12 protein-coding genes are annotated in these 12730 nt (G+C 70.9%); 9 read left to right on the forward strand and 3 right to left on the reverse strand.

All coding sequences use genetic code 11. The features are described 5' to 3' along the window. The coding region (locus ACYVK3_RS12165; RefSeq protein ID WP_460497585.1) for an HNH endonuclease signature motif containing protein at positions 1-694 on the forward strand (694 nt) is incomplete at its 5' end. A 330-nt stretch (positions 695-1024) separates the two neighbouring features. On the opposite strand, the gene ACYVK3_RS12170 is transcribed toward ACYVK3_RS12165, so the two are convergent. Continuing rightward, a complete protein-coding gene (locus ACYVK3_RS12170) occupies positions 1025-1894 on the reverse strand; it encodes a Stf0 family sulfotransferase (RefSeq protein WP_460497586.1) in 870 nt (289 codons plus the stop codon). A gap of 479 nt (positions 1895-2373) precedes the next feature. Then, positions 2374-2841, reverse strand: coding sequence for a MarR family winged helix-turn-helix transcriptional regulator (locus ACYVK3_RS12175; RefSeq protein WP_460497587.1), 468 nt, complete (start codon positions 2839-2841; stop codon positions 2374-2376). 90 nt (positions 2842-2931) lie between these two features. Here ACYVK3_RS12175 and ACYVK3_RS12180 point away from each other — a divergent pair, with 90 nt between their 5' ends. The 7 genes from ACYVK3_RS12180 (at position 2932) to ACYVK3_RS12210 (ending at position 9402) form a co-directional block, all read left to right on the forward strand. After that, the gene (locus ACYVK3_RS12180; RefSeq protein ID WP_460497588.1) at positions 2932-3519 is read left to right on the forward strand and encodes a class I SAM-dependent methyltransferase; all 588 of its coding nucleotides are present in this window, start codon (positions 2932-2934) and stop codon (positions 3517-3519) included. A 64-nt stretch (positions 3520-3583) separates the two neighbouring features. After that, positions 3584-4798, forward strand: coding sequence for an MFS transporter (locus ACYVK3_RS12185; RefSeq protein WP_460497590.1), 1215 nt, complete (start codon positions 3584-3586; stop codon positions 4796-4798). Between the two features lie 46 nt (positions 4799-4844). Next, positions 4845-5342, forward strand: a complete 498-nt coding sequence (locus ACYVK3_RS12190; protein WP_460497591.1) for a PH domain-containing protein — start codon at positions 4845-4847, stop codon at positions 5340-5342. Continuing rightward, on the forward strand, positions 5339-6868 hold the full coding sequence (locus ACYVK3_RS12195) for a PH domain-containing protein (RefSeq protein ID WP_460497592.1): 1530 nt from the start codon (positions 5339-5341) through the stop codon (positions 6866-6868). The genes ACYVK3_RS12190 and ACYVK3_RS12195 overlap by 4 nt, the downstream gene beginning before the upstream one ends. Before the next feature lie 134 nt (positions 6869-7002). Next, entirely contained in the window at positions 7003-8187 is a 1185-nt protein-coding gene (locus ACYVK3_RS12200) for an LLM class flavin-dependent oxidoreductase (protein ID WP_460497593.1), read from the forward strand. Between the two features lie 25 nt (positions 8188-8212). Next, positions 8213-8698 (forward strand): MarR family winged helix-turn-helix transcriptional regulator, encoded by a 486-nt coding sequence (locus ACYVK3_RS12205; RefSeq protein WP_460497594.1) that lies wholly within the window; start codon positions 8213-8215, stop codon positions 8696-8698. After that, positions 8695-9402 carry an NADPH-dependent FMN reductase family protein gene (locus ACYVK3_RS12210; RefSeq protein ID WP_460497595.1) on the forward strand — a complete coding sequence of 236 codons (708 nt, stop codon included), beginning with the start codon at positions 8695-8697 and terminating at the stop codon, positions 9400-9402. The genes ACYVK3_RS12205 and ACYVK3_RS12210 overlap by 4 nt, the downstream gene beginning before the upstream one ends. Before the next feature lie 15 nt (positions 9403-9417). Here ACYVK3_RS12210 and ACYVK3_RS12215 read toward each other — a convergent pair whose 3' ends face one another. Beyond that, positions 9418-10377 carry a helix-turn-helix transcriptional regulator gene (locus ACYVK3_RS12215; RefSeq protein WP_460497596.1) on the reverse strand — a complete coding sequence of 320 codons (960 nt, stop codon included), beginning with the start codon at positions 10375-10377 and terminating at the stop codon, positions 9418-9420. A 62-nt stretch (positions 10378-10439) separates the two neighbouring features. Between ACYVK3_RS12215 and ACYVK3_RS12220 the strand changes: the two genes are divergently transcribed. Next, positions 10440-12671 (forward strand): excinuclease ABC subunit UvrA, encoded by a 2232-nt coding sequence (locus ACYVK3_RS12220; RefSeq protein WP_460497597.1) that lies wholly within the window; start codon positions 10440-10442, stop codon positions 12669-12671. Positions 12672-12730 lie beyond the last annotated feature (59 nt).

The raw sequence follows: 12730 nt of genomic DNA on the forward strand, positions 1-12730 counted from the left end.
CGCACCGGTGCAGTGGACCGAAGCCCACCACATCCGCCACTGGGCGAATGGTGGCCCGACCGTCGCTGAGAACCTGATTCTGCTGTGCCGGTTCCACCACGGCCGCGTCCACACCCCCGGCTGGACGATTCAGAAGACCGGACCGGGTAAGGCGTTGATCGTCCACCACGAGGGGCACGAGGACACCGACCCCGACCTCCAATGTGGCTGCGCCGACTGGCGCATCGACGCGGACTTGGACGCCGACTTCACCGACGACATCGCGAACGCCTTCCCGACCGGCCTGTATCCCGAGGAATGGTCGGAGGCACTGAAACCGGACCTCGAAGCGGCTGCCGAGCGGGCCGAGACCGAGCAGGTCATGGCCGCCGCGAAGGCCGCCCGCACGAAAGTGCGAGCACGGTTCACGACATCGGCACCCCGACCCGAGACCGAACCCGAACCGGCTTCAGCACCGGCACCCGAACCGGAACCGGGACAGGGATACGAGACTGCCATACCGTCTAATGAGGCGAAGCGGTCTCGCGAACCGGTAAGGACCGCACCGGCACCGGACTACGGACCGCCGCCGTTCTTAACCTGCCCGCTGCGGGATGCCGTGGCGGGGAAGGCACCTCATAGGTCGCCAGCTCGAAACCGGACACCCGGTTCGAGCCCATTCCCATGCCCAGGCCCCGAACCGGACTACCAATGACTACCAACCACCCCGCATCCGCCGCCGGACCAGACCCAATCCGACCCGGCACGGCCCCACGACCACCGCCGCGACGAACAGCAGCCCCACCCCACCCGCCACCGCTTTTGTCGCCGCCTTGGCGCAGAACGACCATCACACTCGCCCGTTCCCGCCAACGCACCGGCGGCCATTGCCGGGCTCTCCAAGCCGCCCCGCCCGACCACACCGGCGCCAACTTCAGACACCCGCCCTTGCCCGCCCCACCGCCTCGTCATCGCTGCCATTGCGCAGAACGACCATCACACTCGCCCGTTCCCGCCAACGCCACCGCGACCCTTGCCGGGCTCATCAGGCAAAGCCCTGGCTCGAGCACTCCGCCGAGACTTCGCACCTATGTCCGGAGCGACGGCACGCCACCCTTGCGGCTTGACAACCTAGGTCACGTTCGGCGCGGTAGCGCCTCGTCCATTCCTCGTTGAGTCCGTCGGCTTGGCGACGGTGGCGCGGCGTGATTTCCGCGTCTGCGGGGAGCTCGAGTCCGAGGTGCCCAAGGATGCCCTCGACGACGGCGGTGTGGTCGGCATCGATGTCTTCATAACGCACCCGATGCGGTTCGACTCGAACCGATGCGAACCAGTCCTCCCACGCGGCGTCGTGTGATGCTATGCGCCTCACAATGGTCGCGATCGCTTCGGCGTCATAGGAAGGCCGATGACCACCGGTACCGGCACCGCTACCGACGCCACCGATTTCGCCACTGCCGCCGAGATACCAGGTGTTCGTCTGCTCGGCCTGCAGCCACGACACCGCTTGGGCGACCGTGTCGCCGCGGCTCACGTACACGAAAGCGGTGCGTCCGAAGACTCGATCCAACAGTGCGAGGTCGTCACCGGCGAGAGCGGGGTGGACCGAGGCCAGATTGGCTGTCAGCTCGTCGAGGGTGCCCCACATGAGCTTCGCGCCGAACACCCCGTTCTGCGTACGGCCCTGGGCGAGGGCCGCGCGTATATAGTCGCCGTAGTCGAAGCCGCCGTCGGGTCGGCGCGCCAGGCCCCACCGCTCGGCCCACAACGGCTCGTCGGGTCGCCGGAAGTAGGCCTGAGGCCGACCGGCGACACCGGTGGACTCGAGCAGGCCGAGCAGCAATGAGCTGCCGGTCCGCGGTGTGCCGCAGACGAAATAGGCGTCGACGGGCCTGGGGCTGCGCGATTCGGTCACGATGACTACCAAAGCCGCTCGATCCCCGACATGCAACCGGGTTTCATGACCGGATGCGATCTCAGAGAACTGCACCCGGTGCCGCGCCACCCGCCAGACAGTCGATCACCTCGAAGGTCGCAGCGACAATTGAGCTATACGGCGCCCTTACGGGCGCCGGGTGCCCACGATCGTGGACAGATCGGGAGCCAGCCGCACCTCGGCAGTCAGCAACGCCGGATGTTCAAGCCAACTCAGCCGTGCACTTCGGGGCCGCCGTTGTGCATGGGCGGCCATCCAGTTGTCGGAGTGAAGTCGTCGACGACAAGACGACCACTCGGACGTAGCAGCTTCTCCGGATCGGCGGCAGCGCCGCGCTTCCCGTTGCCGCCCCCGTCGATGGCGAGCAGATCGAACCGGCGGCCATTGGATGCGAATGAATCTCGGGTATTCAAGATGAGTGGGTCGCAGGTGTTGGCGCCGTTCGATGCGGTGTCCGCTCAGGTCGATTCAGCGTTGGGGGCGTCGGGGATCCGATCGGCCTGCATGGCTCGGAGCAATGCGGGGAGGCTCATCGCCAGGGCCTGGCGTTCTTCTCGGGTCATCGCGGAGGCCCAATGCCGGTACCGCTCGTTGAACGCTTCGGCCACCTGGTGGTGGAGCCGTCGGCCCGCGTCGGTGATCTCGACCCGGTACAGGCGCCGATTGGACGGGTCGCGTTCGCGCCTGAGCAGTCCGTCCGACTCCAGGTCGCCCACGAGCCGGCTGACGGTGCTCTTCTCCAGGTCGAGACGCTCGGCCAGCTCCCGCTGCGACAGGCCGCCCTCGTGGTCGAGCTCGTGTAGCGCGAACAGCTGCGACAGCGACAGCGGCTGGCCGGGCACCGCACGGTCCGTCAGGATCACCCCGGCCTGGCGCACCAGGTCCATGAGCAGATGATGCAGGTGGTGGTCCGAACCGGGTTCCACGAGCTCCTCCACGGGTATGTCAGTTGCGGGAAACAACTGTCTATCGTAGGCTAGATCAAAAGTTGTAGCTTGCAACTGTTGGAGGATGCCATGAACGAACGAACGCGAGACCACGGCCACGGTCACGGTCACGGTCCCATCGAGGGCCGCGCCAGCCGCCGGTACGACCTGATGGCCCGGTACTTCATGCGCCGCGTCTACCGCCGCCTCGCCGCCGACGTCACCGCGGCAGCGCCCGCCGACGGCGCCGTGCTCGACATCGGCACCGGCCCCGGCGTGCTGCTCATGGAGCTCGCCCGCTCGCGGCCGGACCTGAAGCTCACCGGCGTCGACGTCTCGGCCGACATGATCGACGCCGCCCGTCGCAACCTAGGCGACACCGCGGCGGTCCGCACCGCCGACGTCGCCGCGCTCCCGTTCGACCCTGAGTCCTTCGACGTGGTCGTCGCCAGCTTCACCGCCCACCACTGGGACGACCCCCTGGCCGGGGCGGCCGAGATCGCCCGCGTCCTCCGTCCCGGCGGCCGGATGCTGGTCTACGACTTCGACCGCGCCCCCTATGAGGCGCTGGCCCGGCCCGACCGGTTCGGGCATGTCTCGCGCGTCCGCTTCCGCACCGGCCTCGGCCGCTTCCTGCGCTGCGAGCGCTTCGAGGCCGTCGTCACGCCGACCGCATAGCGACGTGTCGGACGTCACTCGAAGCGACGCAGGTCTCGCGCGCCGCGGTTGATACGTTCGCGCCGTGACCGACCCCGATGTATCGATCAAGTGGCGCGCCCTCCTCATCCCGATCTACGGCCCCACCATCCTGATCGCGATCGGGATGGGCGCGGTCCTCCCGCTCATCGCACTCTCCGCCCTGGACCTCGGCGCCACCGTCGCCCAGGCCGCGGTCGTCGTCGGCCTCATGGGCTTCGGTCAACTCGCCGGCGACCTGCCCGCCGGGGCGCTCGCCCAGCGCTTCGGCGAGAAGCCGGTCCTGCTCGCCGCCTGCGTCCTCGAGGCCACCGCCATGCTGGTCGCCTCCTGGACCGACTCGCTCATCGTCCTGTCGATCGCGGTGTTCTCCGCCGGTCTCGGCGCCGCCGTCTTCGGGCTCGCCCGGCACGCCTACCTCACCGAGGCGGTCGCCGCGCACTTCCGCGCCCGCGCCCTGTCCACCCTCGGCGGCACCTTCCGCATCGGCACCTTCATCGGCCCGTTCGTCGGCGCGCTCCTCGTCCAGCAGTTCTCCATCGGGGCGGCCTTCGTCTTCGCCGCCTGCATGAGCCTCGCCGGCGGCCTGCTCAGCCTCACCCTGCCGAACCTGCCCGCCGCGTCCCGCCCGCCCACCACCGAGCGCCCGCGCGGGCTGTGGTCCGTGCTCGCCCGCCACCGCACCGTGCTCCTGACCCTCGGCACCGGCATCCTCCTCATCTCCGCCGCACGCGCTACCCGCCAGAGCATTGTGCCGCTGTGGGGCGAGTCCCAAGGGCTCGACGCCTCCACCATCAGCGTCATCTTCGGCCTCTCCGCCGCCGTCGACATGCTGCTGTTCTACCCCGGCGGCTGGATCATGGACCGCTTCGGGCGCATGTGGGTCGCGCTGCCGGCCATGGTCGTCCTCGGCGCCGGATTCGTGCTCCTGCCGCTCGCGGGCTCCGCGCTCACCATCGGCCTCGTCGCCTGCCTCATGGGCCTGGGCAACGGCATCTCCGCCGGGATCGTCCTCACCCTCGGCGCCGACGTCGCGCCCGAAGGCGAACGCCGCCAGTTCCTCGGCGGCTGGCGACTGTGCGCCGACCTCGGCAACGTCACCGGGCCCGGCCTCATCAGCCTCATCGCCCTGGCCTTCCCCCTCGGCGTCGCGGCCGTCGCCCTCGGCGCGGTCGCCTGGTTCGGCGCCGGATGGCTCGCCAAATGGGTCCCGAGATACGCCCCGGCACCGCAGCGGCGCGAGCGGTCCCCCGCGGGCTGAACCCCGGACCGGCGCCCGGCGCCGCGCGAATGGTTACCATTCGGGCATGACCCCAACGGGAACCACGCTGCGCCCGCCCCGGCACCGATACGATCGGCGGACGCTGCCCTGGTGGCGCACGCAGATCGCCATCACCACCGTCATCGCGGCCGGCCCGCTCGCGCTGCTCGGGCTCGTCATCGCGCCCGCCCGCGTATGGCTGCTCGGGCCGGCGATCGTGTTCGCCGTGATCGGCCTGGCCGCCGCCGTAGCCATGCCGATCTGGTGGCACCGCGTCCACCGCTGGGAGATCACCGACAAGGCCGTGTACTCCCTCACCGGCTACTTCTGGCGCACCTGGCGCGTCGCACCGATGTCCCGCATCCAGACCGTCGACACCACCCGAGGCCCGATCCAGCGCGCCTTCGGACTGTCCACCGTGGTCGTCACGACCGCCTCCTCGGCCGGCGCCGTCAAACTCGAGGGACTCGACCACGAACAGGCCGCCGCCCTCGCCGAGCAGCTCACCGAGCTCACCGACGCCACCCCCGGGGACGCGACATGACCGACGAGCACCCCGAACCCGAATCCGACGCCCCCTGGAAGCGGCTGCACCCCGACGGCCTCAAGGTCACCGGCCTGGTCATGCTCGGCGTCGCCTTCGCCGTCGGAGTCCCCACCGCTCCCGGCCTCGCCTCCGGCACCTCCTGGCCCGTCGCCCTCGCCTGGGTGATCTCCGGCGGATCCCTGCTCATCACCGTGCCGATCGTCCTCGAAGCCGTCCGGATCAAGGTGACGCGCTACCGCGTCACCGACACCCGGGTCGACATGCGCACCGGCCTCCTGTTCAGGCGCCGCCGCTCCCTCGCCCGCGAGCGCATCCGCTCGGTCGACCTGAGCGCCAACCCGCTCTACCGCGCGTTCGGCCTCGTCAAGGTCAAGGTCGGCACGGGCGAGTCCGGCAGCGGCTCCGGTTCCACCAACGAGCAGTCGCTCACCTTCGACTCCGTCGACCGCGCCGAAGCCGACCGGCTCCGCGCCGAACTGCTCCGCCGCGAGACCACCGACACCGCCACCGACGAACAGCGCCTCGCCACCTGGCGGCCGAGCTGGCTGCGATACGCGCCCCGCTCCTTCCTGACCCCCTTGCTCGCCGGCGTGGTCGTCGGCGCGGTCTTCCAGGTCGCCGACTGGTTCGGCCACGGCGGCCTGCCCGTCGCGATCGTCGTCGACCTGGTCGACCGGTACGGCCCCTGGACGGTCCTCGGGCTCGGACTCGTCGCCCTCCTGATCGTCGGCGTCATCGGCAGCCTCGTCTTCCAAGGCGAGGCCTGGTGGAACCACCGCCTCGACCGCGAAAGCGGCGGCACCCTCCGCGTCCGGCGCGGCCTGCTGGTCAACCGCTCGCTCAGCCTCGAAGAGGAACGCATCCGCGGCATCGAGATCGTCGAACCGATCGGCGTGCGCTCCGCGGACGCGGCACGCCTCGACGTCGTCGCGATCGGCCTGAAGACCGACCAGAGCGGGAGCGACCTGAGCACCCTCGTTCCGGTCGCGCCCCGCGAAGCGACCACGTCCGCCGCCGAAGCGGTGATCGGCCCGATCCAATGCGACCTCGCCCGGCACCCGAAGACCGCCCGGACCAGGCGACTGCGCTGGGCCGCCGTGACCGTGCTCGCGCTGGCGATCGCCGTCACCGCCGTCCACCTGCTGTGGTCGGTGCCCGGCTTCCTCAGCGCCGTCATCGTGATCGTCGCCGCGCTGGCGGCGGCCGCCGCCGTGTGGACGGCCCTCGACGCCTACGCCTCGCTCGGCCACGGCCTCAACCGCGGCTACCTGGTGTCGCGGCGCGGCAGCGTCCGGCGGGCGACGGTCCATCTCGACCGCTCGGGCATCATCGGCTGGCGCATCAGCCAATCGGTGTTCCAGCGCCGGCTCGGCCTGATGACGCTCGACGCCACCACCGCGGCGGGCAAGGGCCACTACCCGGTGATCGACGCCGACCAGCACGAGGTGCTCGACTTCGCCGACGAGGCGGTCCCGGACCTGCTTCGCCCGTTCCTCGTCCGGAGCGAGTCCGAGACCGAATAGTGTGCCCGGCGCACGGCACCGACCTCGTGCACCAGGTCACCGTTCGCGATCGGAATAGGCCCCGCGGAGCGATCGTTGAAGTAGATGCAAACGCATGAACATCGGTCCGCAGGGACCGGAGAATCGGGGCACCAATGCAATTCGGAATCTTCTCGGTCAGCGACATCACGCGCGACCCCGTGTCGGGCGAGACCCCGAGCGAGGCGGAGCGGATCGACGCGATCGTCACGATCGCCCGGAAGGCCGAAGAGGTCGGGCTCGACGTCTTCGCGATCGGCGAGCACCACAACCCGCCGTTCTTCTCCTCCTCGCCGACCACGCTGCTGGCCCACATCGCCGCCCTCACCGAACGGCTCGTCCTGTCCACCGCCACGACGCTCATCACTACCAACGACCCGGTGCGCATCGCCGAGGAGTACGCGCTGCTCCAGCATCTGGCGAACGGCCGGATGGACCTCATGCTCGGCCGCGGCAACACCGCGCCGGTCTACCCGTGGTTCGGCCAGGACATCCGCCAGGGCCTGCCGCTGGCGCTGGAGAACTACAACCTCCTGCACCGCCTGTGGCGCGAGGACGTCGTCGACTGGGAGGGCCAGTTCCGCACGCCCCTCCAGGGCTTCACCTCGGTCCCCAGGCCCCTGGACGACGTGCCGCCGTTCGTGTGGCACGGCTCGATCCGGACCCCCGAGATCGCCGAGCAGGCCGCCTTCTACGGCAACGGCTTCTTCGCCAACCACATCTTCTGGCCCTCCTCGCACTCGCTGCGGCTGATCGAGTTCTACCGCCAGCGCTTCGAGCACTACGGCCACGGCACCAAGAAGCAGGCCGTCGTCGGCCTCGGCGGTCAGGCCTACATCGCCAAGCGCTCGCAGGACGCGGTCAAGGAGTTCCGGCCCTACTTCGACGAGGCCCCGGTCTACGGCCACGGCCCGTCCCTGGAGGACTTCAGCCAGATGACGCCGCTGACGGTCGGCAGCCCGCAGGAAGTGATCGAGAAGACCCTGACCTTCCACGACACCTTCGGCGACTACCAGCGCCAACTGTTCCTGGTCGACCACGCCGGCCTGCCGCTGACGACGGTCCTCAAGCAGCTCGACCTGCTCGGCGAGGAGGTCGTCCCGGTGCTCCGCAAGGAACTGGACGCCCGCCGCGACCCGGAGTCGGCCGCCGCGCCCACCCACGAGCGACTCGTCAAGGCCAAGTACGGCGACGAGCCGGCCCGCCAGCCGCGCCCGAACGCCAACCGCGGCGACAACGTCACCGGCGCCTCGCCCTACCAGGACAGCGACGCCAAGGCCGAATACCCGAGCCTGGGCTGAGCAGGACGATGCCGAGAGGACGATCATGACCCGCACCAGCGCCCGACTGGCCAACGACGCCTGGGAGTCCCTGCTGACCGCGCACGCGGTGCTGATGAAGCGGTTCGCCGCACGGGACATCTGGGGCGAGCTGACGATGCGCGAGTACGACGTGCTCTACACGCTCTCCAAGAGCGAGGGGCCGATCCGGCTCAGTGAACTGAACCGCAACGTCCTGCTCAGCCAGCCGGCCCTGTCCCGCCTCGTCGAGCGGCTCGCCGAGCGCGGCCTGATCGAACGCACCGCCGACCCGGCCGACGGCCGCGGCGTCCGGCTCGCGCTCACCGAGTCCGGACGCGAGCGGCAGCGCCGGGTCGGCGGGCGCCACGCGGTCGACGTCGCCCGCGCCATGACCGCCGAACTCGACGACGAGGAGATGCGGCAGCTCGAGGCGATCTGCCGCAAGCTCTCCGGGCTCGACCCGCACGGGGATCGCCGCACCGAGCACTACCACGAGGAGATCGCGACATGAGCGAACACACCGACAGCACCGCGAGCGAGCGGTTCCGCGTCGCCGTCGTCAGCGGCGGCACCAGCGACCCGTCCTCCACCCGCATGCTCGCCGACCGGATCGCCGGCGGCGTGCGCGACCTGGCCTCCCAGCGCGGCGAGGACGTCGCCGTCGACGTGATCGACCTGCGCGAGCTGGCCACCGAGATCTCGACCGCGCTGGTCTCGCAGCTCATGGGCCCGAAGATGACCCGCGCGATCGAGGTGCTCGGCGAGGCAGACGGCATCGTGGCCAGCGCGCCGGTCTACAAGGCCGCGCCCAGCGGGCTGTTCAGCTCGTTCTTTCACGTGCTCGACAACGACCTGCTCATCGCCAAGCCGGTCGTCCTGGCCGCCACCGCCGGCACGCCGAGGCACGCCCTCGTCGTCGACGAGCAGATGCGTTCGCTGTTCGCCTACCTGCGGACGATGACGGTGCCGACCTCCGTCTTCGCCGCCAGCGAGGACTGGAACGACACCGGCCTGGGCCAGCGCGTCGAACGGGCCGCGATCGAGCTGCTGCTGCTCATGGAGAGCGGCTTCGCCGAGAAGGTCAGGAGCGAGTCCTGGAAGAGCTACCAGCACGAGTACGGCAGCGCCGGCGGCACCGAGCTCGACATCGACCTGAGCTCGGACCTGATGCGGCTGGCGACCGGCGGCTCGGCCGGCCCGCGCCGCGAGCACTGACGCCCGCGCCGGGGTTCACTCCGGCACGCCCCGTACAAGCCGCTCCGCGAACACCGTGAGCGCGGCCCGGAAGCGGGCCGGCTCGTGGACGGTGAAGTCGGCGTCGAGGAACGCCAGGGCCACCAGCAGCCACTCCCAGGTCTCGACCCGCATCACCGCCTCGGTCCGCCGCTCGCCCAGCGGGCGCAGCTCGACGTGCTCGTAGCGGAACGCGTCGGCCACGGCCGCGGCCGGTGCCTCCACGGTGAGGACGACGCGCTCGCGCTCCCTGCCCAGGCCGGCGTCGAGGTACTCGAGGGCGGTGTCGGCCGGTAGGGGCCGCGGCTCGAAGCCCCACGTCGAGGCGCGCAGCCCGGTGATCCGGTCGATGCGGAAGACCCGCCAGTCCTCGCGGTCGGTGTCCCAGCCGAGCAGGTACCACCGCAGGTGGTGGTGGATCTGCCGGTGCGGCTCGACGCGGCGGGCGGCGACCGAGCCGTCCTTGCGCTCGTAGTCGAAGGTGACCTGGCACCGTTGCTCGATGGCGTCCGCGAGGACCGCCAGCGCTCCGGCGTCGGTGCTCGGCGCCGGCGCCGAGCCGGTCTCCAGGCTCGCCCGCAGCCGCGCTGCCCGGTGGCGCAGCCGTTTCGGCAGGAACTGGTCGGTCTTCCCGTAGGCCCTGGTGGCCGCCTCCGCGAGGCTGCCCTCGTCGGCGCCGCCGCTCGCGGCGAGCGTCGCCAGCCCGAGCAGGGCCGCGATCGCCTCGTCGTCGCCGAGCATGAGCGGCGGCAGGACCCGGTCGGCGGCGAGCCGGTAGTGGCCGCCGGGGCCGGGGCGGGTCTCGACCGGATAGCCGTAGCCGCGGAGCCGGTCGATGTCGCGCCGCAGGGTCCGCGGGCTCACGCCGAGCCGCTCGGCGAGATCGTCGCCGCTGAACGAGCGCCCGGTCTGGAGCATGGACAGCAGCGCCAGGGCGCGCTCGGTGACGTCGGACATGAGGCCATTCTCGCGCGAATCGCGGCCAGGTTCCGGCCACATCTGCTCGTAGCGTCGATCGCATGACACAGCGAACGATCCGCATCCGAGGCGCCCGCACCAACAACCTGAAGTCCGTGGACGTCGACCTGCCGCGCGGCGGCGTGGTCGTGCTCGTCGGCGTGTCGGGGTCGGGCAAGTCGTCCCTGGTGTTCGACACGATCGCCGCGGAGGCCGGTCACCAGCTCAACGAGACGTTCCCGCCGTTCGCGAGGAACCGGCTGCCGAAGTGGACCAGGCCCGAGGTCGACGAGATCGCGGGGCTCTCCCCGGTGATCCTCATCGACCAGCGCCGGATCGGCGGCAACGCCAGGTCCACCGTCGGCACGATCACGGATGCCTGGACGTACCTGCGGCTGCTGTTCTCGCGCATCGGCACGCCGCACGTGGGGGAGTCGAACCACTTCTCGTTCAACGACCCCGCGGGCATGTGCCCGAGCTGCTCGGGGCTCGGCGAGGTCGTGGTGAGCGCCGTCGACCGCTTCCTCGACCTCGACCGCTCGCTCGCCGATGGCGCGATCCTGCTGCCCGGTTTCGGTGACGGCGGCTACTGGCACGGCAAGTACGCCGACATCGGCAGCTTCGAGGTCGACACGCCGCTGCGCGAATGGAGCGAGGACGAGCGCCGCGCGCTGCTCTACGGCGGCGAGTACGCCGCCCGGCTCGGCAACAGGCCGCCGTCGGACTACGAGGGCGTCGTGGAGCGGTTCGAGCGCATCTACCTGCGCACCTCCGACGACCTGTCCGAACGCAAGCGGGAGGCCATCGCGCGGTTCACCCGCTCCGGCACCTGCCCCGAGTGCGGCGGCGACCGCTTGAACGAGCGGTCGCGGGCCGCCACGGTCGCCGGCCGCACCATCGGCGAGATGGCCCGCATGGAGGTCACCGAGCTCGCCGACCTGGCCGAGCAGATTCGGGACCCGGCCGTCGCGCCGGTGACCGAGGCGCTGGTCGAGCGGCTGCGGGCCATGGACGCGATCGGCCTGGGCTATCTCCACCTCGGCCGCGCCACCGCGAGTCTCTCGGGCGGGGAGTCGCAGCGCATCAAGACCGTCAAGCACCTCGGCAGCAGCCTGGTCGAGATGCTGTACGTCTTCGACGAACCCACGGTCGGCCTTCACCCGCACGACATCGACTCCATGACCGATCTGCTGCTGCGTCTGCGGGACAAGGGGAACACGGTGCTCGTCGTCGAGCATGACCCCGCGGTCATGGCGGTCGCCGACCAGATCGTCGAGATCGGGCCCGACGCCGGTGGCGACGGCGGGCGGCTGGTCTTCCAGGGCGCCTTCGAGGACCTGCTGCGAGCCGATACGCCCACCGCGAGGGCCCTCGCCGCCCAGGCGCCGGTCATCGCCGAGCCGCGCCGTCCGGCCGGCGTCATGACGGTGAAGGAGGCCGCCCGCAACAACCTGCGGAACGTCACCGTCGACGTGCCGACCGAGGTGCTCACCGTTCTCACCGGCGTGGCGGGCTCGGGCAAGTCGAGTCTCGCCGCCGAACTGGTCGAGCAGCACGGCGCGGTCGTGATCGACCAGCGGCCCGTCGGCGCCAACCGGCGGTCGACGCCGGTCACCTATACCGGCATCGCCGCCCCGATCCGCCGGCTCTTCGCCCGCCTGACCGGCCAGTCCGTCAAGTCGTTCAGCGCCAACTCGGAGGGCGGGTGCCCCGAATGCGGCGGCCTGGGGATCGTTTACACCGATCTGGCGTTCATGGACGGGCACGAGAGCGTCTGCGAGGCCTGCGGCGGGCGGCGGTTCAGGCCGGAGGTCCTGCGCCACCGCGTGGGCGGGCTGTCGATCGCGGACGTCGACGAGCTGACCATCGCCGACGCGCTCGACAGCCTCCCCGACAAGGCGATCCGTGACTCGCTGCGCCACCTCGAACGCGTCGGTCTGGGCTACCTGCGCCTCGGGCAGCCGCTGACGACGCTGTCGGGCGGGGAGTGCCAGCGCGTCAAGATCGCCAAGGAGTTGCGCGACGCCGAGCGGCCGTCGCTGTACGTGCTCGACGAGCCGACGACCGGCCTGCACCTGCGCGACATCGACACCCTCGTCGCCGTGCTCGACCAGCTCGTCGAGGGCGGCCACACCGTCGTGGTCATCGAGCACAACCTCGACGTGATCCGCCGCGCGGACTGGATCATCGACCTCGGCCCGGGGCCGGGCCGGCACGGCGGGCAGGTCCTGTACGAGGGTCCGGTCGCGGGCTTGCGGGGCACCGCCACCGCCGAGGCCCTGCGGCAGGGCTGAGCGCGGGCCGGCCCGCCCCGGGTCACGGGACGGGCCGGCCTGCTACCACTGTGGTGCTC

It is taken from the genome of Glycomyces tarimensis (genome assembly GCF_054776215.1).